This window comes from Burkholderia sp. Tr-20355, from assembly GCF_017104685.1.
Classification (GTDB): Bacteria; Pseudomonadota; Gammaproteobacteria; order Burkholderiales; family Burkholderiaceae; genus Burkholderia; species Burkholderia seminalis.
The window spans coordinates 1-17,085 of the sequence record NZ_JAAGPK010000082.1; the positions used below are offsets into that span (position 1 = coordinate 1).

Consider the following 17,085-nt stretch of genomic DNA (forward strand, 5'->3'; position numbering starts at 1 on the left):
GCTAGCTGGTTGATATGAGTGATGTGTGTTCACTAGGTGTGATAGACATACACCGTACAGTGTAGTACAGTGATCATGTATAATGATGATCGAACAAAGTCGTCGATATACTAGTTACATGATACACACATCAATAGGTTAGTAGTATAGATATACATATGATTATCGTAGAGAGTGTTGTTATCCTGTTTGTGTCTATGATATATATTTCTGTTTCTATTTTTTTTTTTTTTAATGATCCGCCGCCCACCGAGATCTACACTGACCTTACCCCTCTTTCCCTACCCGCCGCTCTTCCGATCTCGCGGGCGAGCAGCGCGGCCGCGGCCGGCCGAAGCTCGGCGTCGTATCGCGTGAAGTCACGCTGCTGCCGCGTCACTGGGAATGGCTCGGCGCGCAGCCGGGCGGCGCGTCGGTCGCGCTGCGCAAGCTGGTCGAGGACGCGCGGCGCACGCATGCGGCGGCCGACCGGCACCGCGACGCGCAGGCGCGCGCCTATCACTTCATGTCGGCGATGGCGGGCGACCTGCCCGGTTTCGAGGAAGCCGCGCGGGCGCTGTACGCGAACGAGCCGGCGCGGCTGGCCGAACTGGTTGCCGGCTGGCCGGACGACGTGCGCGACCACGCGCTCGCGCTGGCGCGCGGCGACCTGCCGCCGTCCGCCGAAGACTGCTGACGGAGCGCCGACGCGATGACCGCATTCGACCTGAACCACGGCGCGATCGCGCCGGTCGCCGACGAAGTCGATGTCGTCGACCTGCGCGTGACGGGCGCCATCCCGCGCGAACTCGACGGCACGTTGCTGCGCAACGGCCCGAATCCGCCGGGCGGCCGCTTCGAAGGCAACGACATGCTGTCGTGGTGGCCGGAAGCCGCGATGCTGCACGCGATCGCGTTCGACCGTGGCCGCGCGACCGGCTACCGGAACCGCTGGGCGCGCACGCAGCGCTGGGCCGCCGTGCATGCGCCGGGGCAGGTGCCGCATCTGCCCGACACCAATCCCAACGTGAACGTGCTGCAGCATGCGGGCGAATTGCTCGCGCTGGCCGAGGGCGGCGCGCCCCTCGCGATCACGCCCGCGCTCGATTCGCTCGGCGCGGCGGCGCGGCACGCGGGCTTCGGCGGCGGAATGACCGCGCATCCGAAGGTCGATCCGGTGACCGGCGAACTGATCGCGTTCCGCGCGGACTGGCGCGCGCCGTGGCTGCGCTACGGCGTGATCGACGCGCACGGCGTGCAGCGCGTCGACGTCGAAATCGACCTGAATGCGCCGTCGATGATGCACGACCTCGCGATCACCGAAACCCGCAGCCTGCTGCTCGACCTGAACGTCGGCTACGACTTCTCGCTGCTGAAGCAGGGCCACCGGATGCCGCTGCGCTGGCACGACGACCGGCCCGCGCGCATCGGCGTGATGCCGCGGCACGGCGGCGCCGTGCGCTGGTTCGGTGTCGAGCCGTGCTTCATCCAGCACGTCGTGAACGCATACGACTGCGATGCGTCGTGCATCGTGCTCGACGTGGTGCGCTATCCGTCGTTCCTGCGGCTCGATGCGCGCACGGGCCGCTTCGCCGACAACCCGGTCGGCGAGCTGTGGCGCTACGTGATCGACACGGCGAACGGGCTGGTCGACGAAGGGCCGCTCGCCGACGGCGGCATCGAATTGCCGCGCATCAACGACAGCCGGACGGGGCGCCGCTACCGCTACTTGTATGCGGTCGAGCAGCCGAACAACGCGGAAATGCGCGGCGTGATGCGCTTCGATCACGCGCGCGGCACGACGACGCATTACGCCGTGCCGCCCGGCGACCAGAACGGCGAGCCGGTGTTCGTGCCGCGCCCGGGCGGCACCGACGAGGACGACGGCTGGCTGCTGGTGATGGTCTACCGCGCGGCGACCGACACGAGCGACGTGGTGATCCTCGATGCGCGCGCGATCGATGACGAGCCGGTCGCGACCGTGCACCTGCCGCGCCGCGTGCCGGCCGGGTTCCACGGCGCATGGGTACCGCGCGAGCGTTGAACGTGAGCGGCGGCGCGCGTCACTGCGCGCGCAGCGCGTCGACGATCTTCAGCCGCGCGGCGCGCATCGCCGGCAGGAACCCGCCGACGAGCCCCATCACGAGCGAGAACAGCAGCGTCTTCACGACGATCGCGGGCGTCAGCACGAAGCGGAACGACAGGTCCGAGAAGGTCTGGAAGTTGGTGGTCGAGAACGACGCGAACTGCATCAGCGACGCGCACGCGAGCCCCGCGACGCCGCCGACGAAGCCGAGCAGCAGCGCTTCGAGCAGGAACGCGGCGAGCACGTTCCTGCGCTTGAAGCCGAGCGCGCGCAGCGTGCCGATCTCGGCCACGCGGTTCGCGACCGACGCATACATCGTGATCATCGCGCCGATCATCGCGGCGATCGAGAAGATCGTCGACAGCGTGATGCCGAGGATGTTGATGAACGTCGACAGCGACTTCGACTGGTCGCCGTAGAACGTCTGCTCGCGTTTCGCCTCGTCGGTCAGCCGCGGGTCGACGTCGATGTCGGCCTTGAAGCGCGCGAAGCCGTCGGCGCCCGGGATGCGCAGCACCATCGACGAATAGCTGGTGCGCCGGAACGACTGCATCAGCTGGTCGACGTCGCCCCAGATTTCCGAATCGAAACCGCTGCCGCCCGCGTCGAAGATGCCGACGATGGTCCAGTCGCGCTGCGCGAAATGCAGGCTGTCGCCGAGCTGCGTGCCGCTGAAGCCTTTCGCGATCGCGCTGCCGACGACGATCTCCGACGAGCCCGGCGCGAACATCCGGCCGGCCACGCGCTTCACGTGCGGGCGCAGCGCGAGCCCGGCCGGCGACACGCCGCGGATCACGACGTTCGACGGTTTGCCGCTCGACGTCTTCACGAGCGAGATCAGCACGACCGCTTCCCTCGACACGAGCGGCCGGCCGTCGGGGCCGAGCGCGACGGCCGGGTGCATCTCGAGCGCGTTGGCCTGCTGGTGGTCGATCGAACTCTGGATCTCGGTCTCGGCGCCCTTGCGGATCACCACCGCGTTGTCGGCTTCGCCGGTCGACACGAGCGTCTGCGTGAGCCCCGCGTCGAGCATCTGCACGGTCGCGAACACGAAGATCACGAGCGCCATCCCGCCGGCGGTGAGCGCGGTGGTGAGGCGCCGGGTCCACAGGTTGCGCGCGATGTAGGTGAGCGGGATCGCCATGCGCGTCGTTACCCGATCGCCCGCAGGCCTTCGACGACGCGCACGCGTGCGGCCTGCCACGCCGGCACGAGCGCGGCCGCGAGGCCGACCGCGACCGAGCACGCGGCCTGCAGCGCGACCGTCCCGGCCGACACCCTGAACACCGGGAAGATGCCGCCGGCCGCCTGCTTGAACAGGCTCGCGGCGGGCGGTGTCGCGAGGATCCCGAGGCCGCCGCCGGCCAGCGCGATCACGACCGATTCGCCGAACACGAGCAGCGCGAGAAAGCCGGGGCCGAAGCCGAGCGCCTTCAGCGTCGCGTACTCGGCCGTGCGTTCGCGCGCGCTCATCGCCATCGCGTTGGCCATCACGGCCATGATGATCAGGATCACCACGTAGGACACGAGGCGAATCGCCGCGATGATCTGGTTCGACATCGCGACGAAGCCGAGCTGGAACGCCTGCTCGGTCTCGGTCAGCGTCTCGGCGAGCGAGTTCTTGAACACCGCGTCGACGTTGCGTGCGATCGACGCGCCGTCGTCGGGGTTCGCGACGCCGAGCACGAACACGCCGACCTGGTCGGCCTGCTTCGGCGTGCGCTGGCGCACCGTCTCGTTCAGGTAATCCCAGTGGAACACCAGTTGGCGCGTGATCGTCGAGTCGTCGCGGCCGTCGAGGATCCCGCGCACGACGAAATCCCACGTGCCGGGATAGATCGTGCCCTTTAACGGGATCACGTCGCCGATCTTGAAGCCGAACTGCGTGGCGAGCTGGCGGCCGACGAGGCAGCCGCGGCGGTCGCGGTCGTAGTCGGCGCGCTGCTGCGCCGGGATGATGAATTCCGGATACAGGTCGAGATAGTTGTCCGACACCGCGAAGCTCGCGAAGAAGTTCTTCGGGTCGCGGTAGATGCCGCCGAACCAGTTCGAGCGGACCACGGCCGTCACGCCGTCGACGCCGCGGATCCGGTTCTCGTAGCTGACGGGCAGCGGAAACACCAGCGAGATCGCGTTGCGCGTGACGAGCCGCCCGCTGGACGCGGCGGCCGCGCCCGCGTACCACGCGTCGACCACCGTATGCAGCAGCCCGAACGCCAGTACGGCGATGGTCAGCCCGAGCACGGTCAGCAGCGTGCGCAGCCGGTGGCGCAGTGCGTTGCGTGCGATCAGCTTCAGCACGTACATCGCGCGCGCTCCCGCCGCCGCTCAGCCGGCGTGCCCATCGATCAGCTCCCCTTTTTCCAGATGCACGAGCGACTGGGCGGCGCCGGCCGCGTGCGCGTCGTGCGTCACCATGATGATCGTCTTGCCGAGCTCGGCGTTCATCCGCTGCAGCATCGCGAGCACGTCGGTGGCCGACGCGCGGTCGAGGTCGCCGGTCGGCTCGTCGGCGACGATCAGCACGGGATCGGTGATCAGCGCGCGGGCGATCGCGACGCGCTGCTGCTGGCCGCCCGACAGCTCGGACGGATAGTGGCTGGTCCGGTCGCCGAGGTTCACCATGTCGAGCACGAGCTCGACGCGCTCGCGCCGCTCGCGGCGCGACAGGTGCGTGAGCATCAGCGGCAGCTCGACGTTCTCGAACGCGGTGAGCACCGGCATCAGGTTGTAGAACTGGAAGATGAAGCCGACGTTCGCCGCGCGCCATTCGGCGAGCTGCGCCTCCGCGAGCTGCGAGATGTCGAGGCCGCCGACGCGCAGCTCGCCGCTGTCGGGCCGGTCGATGCCGGCCACCAGGTTCAGCAGCGTGCTCTTGCCGGAGCCCGACGGCCCCATCAGCGCGACGAAGTCGCCTGCGCCGATCTCGAGCGTGATGTCGGTCAGCACGGGCACGATCTGGTTGCCGCGCCGGTACGACTTCGCGACGTGGCTGATCTCGACGAGGGGCGGCGGTGCGTCGTTCACGCGCGCTACTTCTTCGCGACGGTCACTTTCGCGCCGTCCTTCAGCTTCGCGCCCGGCGCGAGCACGACCGTGTCGCCGGGTTTCACGCCGCGGATCGCCACCAGTTCGCCGATCCGCAGGCCGCGCGTCACGGCCGCCGCGTGCACGGTGTCGTCCTTCACGACGAACACGACCGGCCGGCCGTCGCGCTCGACCACCGCGCTCGCCTGCACGGCCGTGACGGGCTGCCGGTCCTGCGCCGACACGGGTTTCGACAGGAATGCGATCTTCGCGCTCATGTCGGGCAGCACGCGCTCGTCGCGGTCGACGAAACGCACCTTCACGAGCACGGTGGCCTTCGAGCGGTCGACGGTCGGCACGATGCGCGACACGCGGCCCGCGAAGCGCATGTCGGGCAGCGCGTCGAGCTGGATCTCGCACGGCTGCTCGGCGCGGATCTTCGCGATGTTCGATTCGGCGACGTCGGCCTCGACCTCGAGCGTGTCCATGTCGGCGATCGTCACGACCGCGCCCTTGCTGTCCGACGCGGACGAGAACGGCGTGATGTTGTCGCCGACGTTCGCGTGTTTCGCCAGCACGATGCCGTCGAACGGCGCGCGGATCACCGTCTGGTCGACCGCGACCTGCGCAGCCTGCGCATTCGCTTCGGCCGACGCGATCGCCGCCTGGTCGCTGCCGACCGACGCGCGCGCCTTGTTGACGCGGGCCGTGTCGATGTCGAGCTGCGCGGCCGGCACGGCGCCCTTCGGCGCGAGCGCGGCGGTGCGGCGCAGCGCGATTTCGGCGTCCTTCTGCTCGGCCAGCGCCACGCCGAGGTTGGCGCGGGAGACCTGCACCTGCGCGCGCGCCTGCGCGAGCGACGCTTCCACGTCGCGGCTTTCGAGGCGCGCGATGATGTCGTCCTTCTTCACGCGCGTGCCTTCGAGCACGCCGAGCCATTCGACGCGCCCCTGGCCCTTCGACGCGACCGCGGCCTTGCGCTGCGGCACGACGTAGCCGGTCGCATTGAGCTGCGTGTCGTTCTGGTACGGGTAGGCGGACGAGACGGAGGTGGTTTCGACCGTCGGCCGGCCGCTGAGCGCGATGCCGGCGGCGATCGCGACGACGACGGCCGCGGCGGTGGCCGCCAAGCGGACCCACCGGCGCCGGCGGGGCGCCGGTGCGATCGGACGCCGGTCGATTTTCAGTTTGTCCAGATTGTGATCGGGCAATTTGAGCGCCTCGAGACGGCGGCGGTCTGGCGACCGGCCGCGATCCGGTTTCCGGGGAAAGGGACGGATGGACGCCAGTATAAGCGCCGCCCCGACGGTGCGCGAGCCGGTTTGCGGCGCGACGCGGCGGCAGCCGGAGCGGCTCGCCGGTGCGGGACGACGAGCCGGCCCCCGGGGAAACCCGAAGGTGCAAGCAACGTGTCAACTTGCCGCGAACACGATGCGTTATGGAACCAGTGCGTCAGGTTTTGTCGCGGCGGACCGGCGAAAGCCGGCCTCGCGGCCTGGGGCTCCGATGCGAATGCCTCGCATCTTTACTTACCGGTACGTTTGATTTTTTCTCCGCTAAAGGAAGAACAATGAAGAAGACGCTCGCTTCGATCATCGCCGCGGCATTCGCGCTCGCATCGGTTTCGGCATTCGCACAGGCGTCCGCGCCGGCAGCCGACACGTCGGCAGCCGCTCCGGCACCGGCCAAGAAGGATCACAGCAAGCCGAAGCACCAGCTGAAGCACCACGGTTCGAAGAAGGGCCAGGCGAAGGCTGCAGCCGCATCGGCCGCCGGCACGAACGACGCAGGCACGCAGAACTAAGCACGCTGCCTGGCGACGGCAGGCGTAGCCGGCCGTCCGTCGAACAACCCCGCATGCTCCGGCATGCGGGGTTTTGTTTTTTCAGGCGCCGCGTTCGCCGGACGGCAGTGGCGATGGCCGTGACGGCGTACGCATCGCGTCGACCACCGCACGCATGCGCCGCCAGTGCGAGCCTTCCCAGAACACGCGCCGGCACACGTCGCACGCGGCGAAGCGCCGGTGCCGCTGCCGGACCCCGTCCGGCACGCGCGGCGCGGCGGCGGCCGCGTCGAGCGGGTGCAGCGGCGCATTGCAGCGCAGGCACAGCCGGAACGGCCGCATGTGCGGCGCGAGATCGAGCCGCTCGAACAGCTCGCGCAACTGGTCGGCCGGCTGCAGCGCATGCAGGTAGCAGCCGCGCACGACCGCGCGCCGCTTGAGCAGCTCGCGGTCGCGCGTCAGCACGATCCGGCCCTCCCGCTCGGCCAGCGCCGCGAGTTCGTCGTCGCGGTAGTGGTTGTCGTAGCAGGTGTCGAAGCCGGCGAGGCGCAGCAACTGAGCGAGGCCGCCGAGATGCGCGTCGGCGACGAAGCGCCACGGCACCGGCGGCGGCGCGGTGGCCCCGTTCACCGCCGGCCGGGCGCGTTCCGGAAAGGCTTCGACGCGGTCGCCATCGCAAAGCGGCCGGTCGAGCGCGGCGGGCAGATCGTTCACGCAAAGCCGGCCGATTTCGGTATGCGGGATACCGAGCGCCTCGATCGCATGCTTCACCGTCGCGTCGCGCGCACAGGCGCGCCCGAACGCGCGGTCGCGCCGCGCGCGCGGGAGAAACGCGTTCAGTTCGCCATGGAAGCGGAAGGTCGCGATCGCCATCCGTGCAGTATCGCACCGCGCCCGGCCGGCGGCAGGCGCTGCAGACGGCCGGCATCTGTGTTTAACTCGCGGCTTCACGGAGCGAAGGAGCGGGCAATGGATCTCGGGTTTATCGGGCTGGGCGAAATGGGGCAGGCGATCGCGACGAACCTGCTGAAGGCGGGCCACACGGTGCGGGTCTGGAACCGGTCGCGCGAGCGCGCCGAGCCGCTCGCGGCGTTCGGCGCGCAGATCGTCGACACCCCGGCCGATGCGTTTCGCGGCGACGCGGTGTTCTCGATGCTCGGCGACGATGCCGCCGCGTGCGCGGTGTTCGACGACGCGCTGCTCGCGCAGGCGCCGCGCGGGCTGATCCACGTCAACATGGCGACGGTGTCGGTCGCGCTCGCCGAATCGCTCGCGCACGCGCACGCGTCGCGCGGTATCGACTACGTCGCCGCGCCGGTGATGGGGCGGCCCGACGTGGCCGCCGCCGCACGCCTGACGATCATGGCCGGCGGCCCGGCCGAGGCGATCGACCGCGTGCAGCCGCTGTTCGACGCGATCGGCCAGAAGACCTGGCGGTTCGGCTCGCTGCCGCAGCACGCGAACGTCGCGAAGATCGCCGCGAACTTCACGCTCGCGTCGGCGATCGAGACGCTCGGCGAGGCGTCGGCGCTGCTGGGCGCGCACGGCGTCGCGATGCGCGACTTCCTCGACGTGATCACCAACAGCGTGTTTCCGGGGCCGGTCTACGAGGGCTACGGCTCGATGATCGCGGAGCGGCGCTACGAGCCCGCGCGCTTCAAGGCGCGCCTCGGGCTGAAGGATGTCCGCCTCGCGCTGGAAGCCGGCGACGCGACGTCGGTGCCGCTGCCGGTGGCGAGCGTCGTGCGCGACAGCCTGCTCGACGCGCTCGCGCATGGCGGCGGCGACCAGGATTTCGCGGTGCTCGGCGAGGTCGCGCTGCGCCGCGCCGGCCGCTGACGCGCGACAGAAGCGCCATGCTCGCGGCATAATCGGCATTTCGTTTTCCCTGCATTCCCTACATTCAGAGGCGGTCATGAACCTGCATACGTGGTGGCTTTTCGTGGCGACGGTGTTCGTCGTATCGGCGATCCCGGGCCCGAACATGCTGCTCGTGATGACGCACGGCGCGCGCCACGGGCTGCGCCGCTCGGCGTCGACGATGGCCGGTTGCCTGAGCGCGCTGGTGCTGATGCTGTCGGTGTCGGCCGCGGGCCTCGGCGCGGTGCTCGAGGCGTGGCCGGCGATGTTCAACACGCTGCGCTTCGCGGGTGCGGCTTACCTGATCTACCTCGGCGTGAAGGCATGGCGCGCGCGTGCCGACGATGTCCCGGCGGCCGGCGCCGAGCCGGCGGCGGGCCAGACGGCGGCCGCATCGCGCGGGACGCTGTTCCGCAACGGTTTCCTGGTCGCGGGCAGCAACCCGAAGGCGATCCTGTTCGCGGCCGCCTTGCTGCCGCAGTTCATCAACGCGGCCGAGCCGACGCTGCCGCAATTCGGCATCCTCGTCGTCACGTTCGCGGTGATCGAGGTGAGCTGGTATCTCGTCTACGCGTCGTTCGGCACGCGCATCGGCACGACGCTGAAGAGCCAGAGCGTCGCGAAGGTGTTCAACCGGCTGACGGGCGGGCTGTTCGTCGGTTTCGGCGCGATGATGGCGCTCGTGCGTCACTGATTTCGACCCGATCTGATTCCGGCGCGCCGAACGCCCCGTCCCTCGCATGAGGGCGGGGCGTTCGGCTTTTCGGGGCCGCTTCAGGCCCGCTGCACCGCCGCTCACGCACGCGGGCGAGTCAATGCCGCCGCGCCGGCCCCGCGCCCGGCCGCGAGACCGAACCCGGCGGCCGCGCCGGCGAACGCGAACCCCACGCCGCACACCGCGCTCCATCCGCCCCAGGCCCAGGCGCTGCCCGCGAGCGCCGCGCCGAGTGCGCCGCCGACGAAGAACAGGCCGACGAACAGCCCGTTCAGGCGGCCGCGTGCGGCCGGGTCCAGCAGGTTGATCGCGCGGCGGCCGATCGTCTGGTCGACGATGACGCCCGCGTCCAGCAATGCCGCACCGCCGGCCAGCAGCGCGAGTGCGACGCCGCGATGCGCATGTGTGTCGAAACCGAACCAGCCGGCCCCGGCGATGCCCAGCACGACGAGCGCCGCGAGCATCGTGCCGTGCGCGATCCGCTGCGCGGCCGGACCGTGGCCATGGTCGCCGGCGCGGCCGGCCAGCGGCGTGACGATCGCGCCGCTGGCGCCCGCGAACGCGAACAGCGCGATTCCGTGCAGGTCGAGCGCGAACGGCGGCTGCGCGAGCCGCAGCCCGACGGCCGTCCAGAACGCGCTGAACGCGGCCATCGCGAGCGCGGCCGACAGCGCATGCCGGCGCAGCACCGGTTCGTCGGCGAGCAGGCGCCCCAGCGACGCGAGCAGCGTGCGGTAGCCGGCCGTGATCGACGGCGTGCGCGCCGGCAGGCGCAGCGCGAGCACGACGGCGATCGCCGCATTCGCGACCGCGGCCAGCAGGTAGAACGCGCGCCACCCGGCCGAACCCGCGATCAGGCTCGCGAGCGGCCGCGACAGCAGGATGCCGAGCATCAGCCCGCTCATCACGTTGCCGACCGCGCGGCCGCGCTGCGTTTCGGGCGCCATCGACGCGGCCATCGGCACGAGCATCTGGATCACGCTCGACGCCGCGCCGGCCGCCAGCGTCGCCAGCAGGAACACGGTGCCCGATTGCGTGAACGCGGGCAGCGCGAGCGCCGCGGCACACGCGGCGAGCGTCGCGACGATCAGGCGGCGGTTCTCGAGCAGGTCGACCAGCGGCACGAGCAGCACGAGCCCGGCCGCGTAGCCCAGCTGCGGCAGCATCGCGACGAGGCCGGCGAGGCCGGGCGGCAGGTGCAGGTCGGCGCTGATCGGGCCCGTCAGCGGTTGCGCGGCGAACAGGTCCATCACGATCACGCCGACCGTCGCGGCGAAGAACAGCGTCATCCCGGTGCTCAGCGCGGGCGGCGCGGCGACAGACGGGGGAACGGAGGCGGGACAACGGTGGGCAGGGCAGTTCATCGGAAGCCTGGGAGAGGGAGCGAAGGAATCCCCATCGTAGGTGTCCGATGTTTATGCGACAATTGAAATATGTCTAACATGATTATGCGAGTTTGTTTTGAATACGCGTGATCTCGTGGCGTTCGTGGCGGTGGTCGACAGCGGGTCGATGGTCGCCGCGGCCGCGAAGCTCCACCTGACGCAGCCGGGCCTGACGCGGCGTGTGCAGAACCTCGAAACGCTGCTCGGCGTGCCGCTGCTCGAGCGGCAAAGCAAGCCGCTGAAGCCGACCGCCACCGGGCGCGACGTCTACGCGCTCGCGCGCAACGTGCTGGGTGCGGTCGACGAACTGATGGCGGCGGGCGCGCCGGACAGCGAGCCGTCCGGCGAGCTGCGCATCGGCGTGCCGCCGTTCCTGTCCGAGCTCGCGCTCGAGCGGCCGATCGACCGGCTGCGCGACGCGTTCCCGCGCCTCACGCTGCGCGTGACGGCCGGCTGGTCGCCGGCGCTGATGCAGGGCATCGAGCGCGGTGCGCTCGACGTCGCGGCCGTGATGGTGCCGGCCAGTACGGTGCTGCCCGACGCGTTCGCCGCGACGCTGCTCGCGACGCAGCCGACGGTGCTCGTTGCCGCGCGCGACTTTCCGCTGCCGGACGGTCCGCTGTCGCTCGACACGCTGTCGGGTTTTCCGTGGGTGCTGAGCCAGGACGGCTGCGGGATGCGCTCGGCGCTGAGCCGCGCGCTCGGCGCGGCCGGGCTGCCGTTCGACGTCGCGGTCGAGGCGTTCGGCTCGGAGCTGCAGCTCTCACTCGTCGCGCGCGGCGCCGGGATCGGCATCGCCGCGCCGAATGCGCTGGCACGCAGTGCGCATCGCGACGCATTGAGGGTGGTGGAAACGGCGGGGCTGGAAACGCGGATCAACGTGTGGATCGTGCACGGCACGCTGCCGGGCCGGCTGGTGCGGCCTGTCGCGCTGCTGCGCGACGCGCTGGGCGAGGTGCTCGACCGCGAGAACGGGGGAGGGTCAGATGCGGCAATGGCGAACTAGAGGCAGCGTTCGAGGGAAAATCCTTATTTTCTCTACGGAAATGTTGCAATGCGGAAATCGATTCGATATAGTGACACTTGTCTCCTCCATGTCTCCTCTGATATGGATTCAGCCCGCCGGTTAGGCGGGCTTTTTTTTGCCTGCGATTTTGCCGCGGCGATCCATTCGTCGGCGCGCGCCGGCGTCAGAACTTGTACGTCATCCCGACGTAGCTGATGATCGGGTCCGCCTTCAGGTCCGATTTCGATTCCGCGAGCACCGAACCGTCGGCCGCCTTGATCGTCACCGTCGACGTCGTCTTCAGCGGGATGTACGTCACCGATGCGATCAGCCCGAAGTGCTCCGTCATGTTGTACTGCAGGCCCGCGTTGAACACCGGCTGCCATGACGACGACGCCTTCGCTTCCACCGATGTCGTCCCCGGCTTGCCCGCGCCCGCCGCGAGGATCGCGCCGAGGTTGTCCTGCGTCTGCTTGATGAAGTTCGTGTTGAGCTGCAGGTCGCTGAACCAGTTGTACGACACGCCGAGGCCGAGGAACGGCCGGAACTTCGCGGTCGCCTGCCCGAAGTAGTACTGCAGGATCACCGCCGGGCTCCACTGCCGCACGCTCTTCACGATCGGGTTGACCGACGCCAGCCCGATGTTCTGCGTGCCGAGCGCGCCGGCAGGTCCCGGCGGCTTGATCGTGCCCTGGCCCGACACCTTGAACACCGGCGGCACGCCCGCGACCGACGTGACCGCGATGTGGTCGGTCAGGAAGTGGCTGACCGTCAGGCCGACGGTGTCGGCGCCGCTCGTGTGCAGCCCCGTGCCCGCCGACGTGAACGACGGCGGCAGCCGCAACGGCGTGTTGATCGGCGTCGGCGCGACGTTGGTCGTCATCGGCGTGCTGCTCTGCTGCGGCATGATGTGGAACCAGCCCAGCGTGACGACGTTGCTGCCGGCGCTCTGCGCGTGCGCCGCGAGCGGCGCCAGCACGGCGGCGCCGGCCGCCGCGCGGAGAAGGGTTGTCTTCATCACGGCTTTTCCCTCCGCTTACTGGACGAATGCGCCGATCGTGAAATACGGCGTCGATCCCGCGTTGTCGAGGAAACCGAACACGCCACCCGAGAAGATGAACTTGCCGGTCGGCGACGTGCTGCTTGCGCCCGTGTGGGTCGTCGTGACCGTGCCCGGCACCTTCTGCGTGTAGTCGAGGTCGAGCACGCGCGTGAGCGACGCCTGGGACGGCTGGAACGGATCGAGCAGCGTCGCCTGGGTGTTGATCAGCGCGGTGGTCCGGTAATTGAACTCGCTGTCGACGCCGATGTACTCGCCGTTCTGCGAACCGGCCGCGATCGCCGTCTGCGGCGCGAGGATCGAGATGCTCGATTCGTCGTCCGCGGTGAGGCCCGGCACGCCGTTGCTGTCCGGCGTCGGGTTCGGGTTCGCGACGCCCGTGCGCACGAGGATCGGCACGAGCTGGTTGCGAAGCTTGCCGACGATCATGAAGCCCTTGCCCTGCGGCGTGGCCGACAGCGTCGGCTTCAGCTGGCTCTGGTAGTTGTTCGACTGGAACGCGCCGCTGCCGTCGGCGGACAGCGCGAAGTTCGAGCCCTGCTGCGTGCACGCGCCGCCGGCGAACTGGCCGGTCGAGTCGCACTTGGTCCACGAGCCGTCCGCGTTGATCGTCACCTTCGCGTCGATCGATGCCGGCGCGAACTTCTGCGACGGCACTTCGCCGAAGCCGGTGTGGCTGTACGTGCCGGCGACCTTCGTGATGTCGGTCTCGATCGACGAGAAGCCGATGAACGGGTAGTACGGGAATTTCGTGTCGGGCACCGCGGCCTGGCCGAGCACGCCGTCGAACTGGATTTCCTTGCCGGGGATCGTGCCGCCCGCGACGCCGAAGCCGACGAAGATCCGCGCCGGGCGCGATGCGTCGAGGCTCGCGCCGTTCAGCCGGAACGCGCACTGGTTCAGCTTGTTGGTCGGCAGCAGCGTTTCCTGCGTGAGCGTGCCGCTGTCGACGGTGCCCGCGCGGGTCGGCGTCACCGTGCCGGTCGTGCGCGGCACGGCCGATTCGACGTACGTCACCTGCCAGGTCATCTTGGTCGTGTCGAGCTGGACCTTCGCGAGTTCGCCGCTGCCCGCGCCGCCCGTGAACACGGTGCTGTAGTCGAGCGTGGCGGGACAGAGCCGGTCTTCGACGAGCGGCGGCGGGTTGTCGCTGCCGCCGCCGCAGGCGGAAAGAAGGGGGGCGGCAAGGGCCGCCGCCAGAATGAGGTTGCGCTTCATGTTGCTCCTCCAGATTTGTCTTGTACGGCGGCCAGCTCCCTGTCGGCCGCTTCTGTTCGTCGTGCTCGTCCTGCTCGCGCCGTGCCGCGCGCGTCGTGCGTTACGCGACGGCGGACGGGCCGCCGCCGCGTCCCCGTTCGCTACTTGCTGATCTGCGCGCCCACGCCGAAGTACGGTGTCGACGAAGTCGTCGAGTTCGCCGACGTCGACGTGACGCCGCCGTTCACCGTGCCCTGGATCAGTGCCGCGTACAGGCCGCCCGTCGCGATCACCACGCCCGATGCGGACGGGTAGTTCGTGCCGGACGGCGGCCTCGGTGTCGTCGTCGCGTTCAGCAGGCCCGGCGTCGTCTGGCCGTAGTCGAGCGTGAAACCGTCTTCCTCGACCTGCGTGGACGGATTGATGAACGACGCGTTGCCGCCGCGGATCAGCGCGGCCGTGTACTTGAAGTTCGAGTCCGCGCCCGCGTAGCCGCCGTCGATCGTGCCCGACTGGATCGCCGTCGCCGCACCGAGCACCGCGATGCCCGATTCGTCGTCGACCTGCGCGTCGACGTGCAGCGGCGGCGTGCCGAGGTTCACGTTGCCCGTGCGCACGATCACCGGCACCGTCGCGCCGTTGAGCTGGCCGATCACCATGTGCGCGGTCGCCGACTTGCCGGTCGCGCCGACGATCGGCAATTGCGTCTGCGGCAGCGTCTGCGGCGCCTTCGTGCTGTCGAAGTAGCCGCCGTTCGCGCTCGTCTTCCACGGGTCGCCGGTCGTCTGGCAGCCGCCCGAGCCGCTCGACGTGCACGCGCCGTTCGCATCGAACGTCTCGCTCGAATTCGTGCCCTTCGTCGCGTAGTCGCCCGACGGCACGAGGTGGTAGATCAGCGCGTTGTACGTGCCCGGCAGCTTCGACAGGTCGGTCGTCGTGTTCGCGAAGCCGAGGAACGGATAGAAGTCGAAGTGACGGTTGGGCACCTTGCCGACGTCCTTTGCCACCACGATCGGGCCGACGGCGATCGTCAGTCCGTCGTACTGGATCGTCGCGCCCGGAATGCCGCCGCCCGCGACGCCCATGCCGACCAGCAGCATCGGCGGGTTCGCCTGGTTGAAGTCGGCGGCCGTCGAATAGGTCGAGCCGTCCGGCGCGGGGCCCGTGCCCGGCGTGAGGACGAATGCGCAACGCGTCTGCTCGGCGGTCGGCAGCGTGCCGGTCGGCGGGTGGATGACCTTGCCGGTGATGGTCGTGCCGACGCGGCTCGGCGTGACGGTGCCCGTCTTCAGCGGAATCGGCGATTCGAGCCACTTGAGCGTGTACGTCATCGCGACCGCGTCGATGTTGACGCTGACGATCTCGCCGCTACCGGCGCCGCCGAGATACGTGCTCTTCACGATGTCGGCGTTGGCCGGGCACAGCGCGCCGTTGATGGGCTGCGACGGCGGCGGCCCTTGCGTGCCGCAACTCGATCCGGAACATTGGGGCGCGTTGATCGGCGCGAGCGCGCCGCCGGAGTCCCCTCCACCACATGCAACCAGGAAAGGGGCGATGGCAAAGGCCGTTGCCACCCCCTTCGATAAGGCGTGCGACATGCCGCTGTCTCCAATCGTTTAATTGTGCGAGCTAATGTCGCTGCCTGGGTTTTTGCTGTCAATTGATGAACCCGTCTAAAAAAGGCGATTGAAACGGGAATCGTGTTTTGAGTCCTTGCCTGACATGGCATTCGGTAAGAATTTAAACGTGCGGCAGGCCGAGAAAAGCTTCCTGAGTGGGGGATGCGCGACGCCCGGCACGCTCTCGGCGCGCCTTCCTGCGGATAACGGCAGCGTTTAAAGCGACGGTATCCGGTTTATCCCTATTCGGGATTGACTGGAGCAGGATCGGGGGATTTAATTCGCCGGTAATCGCGCAATGGAAAGCTTGTAAATATTTGTAAATGCGCGATCAGGGATTTTTTATTTATTGCCTGATATGGATAAATAAAAAGCCGGCCACTGGCCGGCTTTGCATTGCATGCGATGCTGAATCAGCGTTTGAGACCTGCGTCCTCGGCCGCGCCGATGTTCAGGTTCATGCACTGGATCGCGGCGCCCGACGCGCCCTTGCCGAGGTTGTCGAGGCGCGCGACCGTGACGAAGCGCTCGGCATTGCCGAACACGAACAGGTCGACACGGTTCGTATCGTTGTTCGCCTGTACGTCGAAGAAGCCGCCGTCGAGGTTCGCGTCCGCATCGAACGGTGCGACGCGCACGAACGCTTCGTCCGCGTAGTACTCGGCGAACACACGCTGCACGTCCTGCGGCGTGGCGCGCTTCGCGAGCTGCTCGGGCGTGAAGTAGGTCGTCACCGCGAGCCCCTTCAGGAACGGGCCGACGATCGGCGTGAAGATCGGTGCGTTCGCGAGGCCCGTGTGCGCGGCCATTTCCGGCAGGTGCTTGTGCGTGAGGCCGAGCGCATACGGGCGCGGGCTCGCGAGCTTGCCGCCGGGCGCCGCGCTTTCGTATTCGGCGATCATCGACTTGCCGCCGCCGCTGTAGCCGGTGATCGAGTAGCTGTGCGCGGCGAACGTCGGCGCGACGATCCCTGCGTCGACGAGCGGGCGCATCGCGAGCACGAACGCCGAGGCGTGGCAGCCGGGCACGGCGATGCGCTTCGACGTCCGAATCTTCTCGCGCTGCGCGCGGGTCAGCTCGGGCAGGCCGTAGGCCCAGTCGGCGCTCGTGCGGAATGCGGTGCTCGCGTCGATCAGCGTCGTGTTCGGGTTCTCGACGAGCGAGGCCGATTCGCGCGACGCGACGTCCGGCAGGCACAGGAACGTGACGTCCGACGCGTTGATCAGGCGGCGGCGCTCGTCGACGTCCTTGCGCTTCGCTTCATCGATACGCAGGATCTCGATGTCGTTGCGTGCCGACAGGTATTCGAAGATCTTGAGGCCGGTCGTGCCTTCCTGGCCGTCGACAAAAACTTTGGTGCTCATTTCG

At 68.9% G+C, this 17,085-nt stretch carries 15 protein-coding genes and 1 pseudogene; 6 read left to right on the plus strand and 10 right to left on the minus strand.

Going from position 1 to position 17,085, the window contains the following annotated elements:
• Positions 1–310: 310 nt before the first annotated feature.
• Together G3N62_RS20740 and G3N62_RS20745 are read left to right on the plus strand one after the other, a co-directional pair.
• A pseudogene (locus G3N62_RS20740) lies at positions 311–676 on the plus strand (DUF2239 family protein); the annotation flags it as partial.
• Between the two features lie 15 nt (positions 677–691).
• A complete protein-coding gene (locus G3N62_RS20745) occupies positions 692–2,023 on the plus strand; it encodes a carotenoid oxygenase family protein (protein ID WP_124671123.1) in 1,332 nt (443 codons plus the stop codon).
• 19 nt (positions 2,024–2,042) lie between these two features.
• Here G3N62_RS20745 and G3N62_RS20750 read toward each other — a convergent pair whose 3' ends face one another.
• Genes G3N62_RS20750 through G3N62_RS20765 form a run of 4 tightly spaced genes read right to left on the minus strand, consistent with a single transcriptional unit; the run spans position 2,043 to position 6,303 of the window.
• Positions 2,043–3,209 (minus strand): ABC transporter permease, encoded by a 1,167-nt coding sequence (locus G3N62_RS20750; protein ID WP_034188040.1) that lies wholly within the window; start codon positions 3,207–3,209, stop codon positions 2,043–2,045.
• Positions 3,210–3,217: 8 nt separating this feature from the next.
• A complete protein-coding gene (locus tag G3N62_RS20755) occupies positions 3,218–4,372 on the minus strand; it encodes an ABC transporter permease (RefSeq protein WP_034188039.1) in 1,155 nt (384 codons plus the stop codon).
• 21 nt (positions 4,373–4,393) lie between these two features.
• Positions 4,394–5,092 carry an ABC transporter ATP-binding protein gene (locus G3N62_RS20760; RefSeq protein WP_124671124.1) on the minus strand — a complete coding sequence of 233 codons (699 nt, stop codon included), beginning with the start codon at positions 5,090–5,092 and terminating at the stop codon, positions 4,394–4,396.
• A 5-nt stretch (positions 5,093–5,097) separates the two neighbouring features.
• Positions 5,098–6,303 (minus strand): efflux RND transporter periplasmic adaptor subunit, encoded by a 1,206-nt coding sequence (locus G3N62_RS20765; RefSeq protein ID WP_124671125.1) that lies wholly within the window; start codon positions 6,301–6,303, stop codon positions 5,098–5,100.
• 359 nt (positions 6,304–6,662) lie between these two features.
• Here G3N62_RS20765 and G3N62_RS20770 point away from each other — a divergent pair, with 359 nt between their 5' ends.
• A complete protein-coding gene (locus tag G3N62_RS20770; RefSeq protein ID WP_006494172.1) occupies positions 6,663–6,896 on the plus strand; it encodes a hypothetical protein in 234 nt (77 codons plus the stop codon).
• An 81-nt stretch (positions 6,897–6,977) separates the two neighbouring features.
• On the opposite strand, the gene G3N62_RS20775 is transcribed toward G3N62_RS20770, so the two are convergent.
• A complete protein-coding gene (locus tag G3N62_RS20775; protein ID WP_124671126.1) occupies positions 6,978–7,748 on the minus strand; it encodes a Mut7-C RNAse domain-containing protein in 771 nt (256 codons plus the stop codon).
• Here G3N62_RS20775 and G3N62_RS20780 point away from each other — a divergent pair.
• Together G3N62_RS20780 and G3N62_RS20785 are read left to right on the plus strand one after the other, a co-directional pair.
• Positions 7,722–8,714, plus strand: coding sequence for an NAD(P)-dependent oxidoreductase (locus G3N62_RS20780; protein WP_260449483.1), 993 nt, complete (start codon positions 7,722–7,724; stop codon positions 8,712–8,714). The two genes, G3N62_RS20775 and G3N62_RS20780, sit on opposite strands and share 27 nt — an antisense overlap.
• A 76-nt stretch (positions 8,715–8,790) precedes the next feature.
• Positions 8,791–9,429, plus strand: coding sequence for a LysE family translocator (locus G3N62_RS20785; protein WP_049030686.1), 639 nt, complete (start codon positions 8,791–8,793; stop codon positions 9,427–9,429).
• 101 nt (positions 9,430–9,530) lie between these two features.
• On the opposite strand, the gene G3N62_RS20790 is transcribed toward G3N62_RS20785, so the two are convergent.
• Positions 9,531–10,814: an MFS transporter gene (locus G3N62_RS20790; protein WP_124671128.1), complete on the minus strand. Its 1,284-nt coding sequence runs from the start codon at positions 10,812–10,814 to the stop codon at positions 9,531–9,533.
• Between the two features lie 97 nt (positions 10,815–10,911).
• On the opposite strand from G3N62_RS20790, the gene G3N62_RS20795 reads away from it, so the two are divergent.
• Positions 10,912–11,841, plus strand: a complete 930-nt coding sequence (locus G3N62_RS20795) for a LysR family transcriptional regulator (RefSeq protein WP_124671129.1) — start codon at positions 10,912–10,914, stop codon at positions 11,839–11,841.
• A 184-nt stretch (positions 11,842–12,025) separates the two neighbouring features.
• On the opposite strand, the gene G3N62_RS20800 is transcribed toward G3N62_RS20795, so the two are convergent.
• The 4 genes from G3N62_RS20800 to argC all read right to left on the minus strand — a co-directional run bounded on the left by G3N62_RS20800 (position 12,026) and on the right by argC (position 17,081).
• Entirely contained in the window at positions 12,026–12,859 is an 834-nt protein-coding gene (locus G3N62_RS20800; protein WP_034188031.1) for an OmpW family outer membrane protein, read from the minus strand.
• A gap of 18 nt (positions 12,860–12,877) precedes the next feature.
• Positions 12,878–14,119: a DUF2957 domain-containing protein gene (locus G3N62_RS20805; protein WP_034188030.1), complete on the minus strand. Its 1,242-nt coding sequence runs from the start codon at positions 14,117–14,119 to the stop codon at positions 12,878–12,880.
• 140 nt (positions 14,120–14,259) lie between these two features.
• Positions 14,260–15,696 carry a DUF2957 domain-containing protein gene (locus G3N62_RS20810; protein ID WP_034188029.1) on the minus strand — a complete coding sequence of 479 codons (1,437 nt, stop codon included), beginning with the start codon at positions 15,694–15,696 and terminating at the stop codon, positions 14,260–14,262.
• 434 nt (positions 15,697–16,130) lie between these two features.
• Positions 16,131–17,081, minus strand: a complete 951-nt coding sequence (gene argC, locus G3N62_RS20815; protein WP_034188028.1) for an N-acetyl-gamma-glutamyl-phosphate reductase — start codon at positions 17,079–17,081, stop codon at positions 16,131–16,133.
• Between the last annotated feature and the right edge of the window lie 4 nt (positions 17,082–17,085).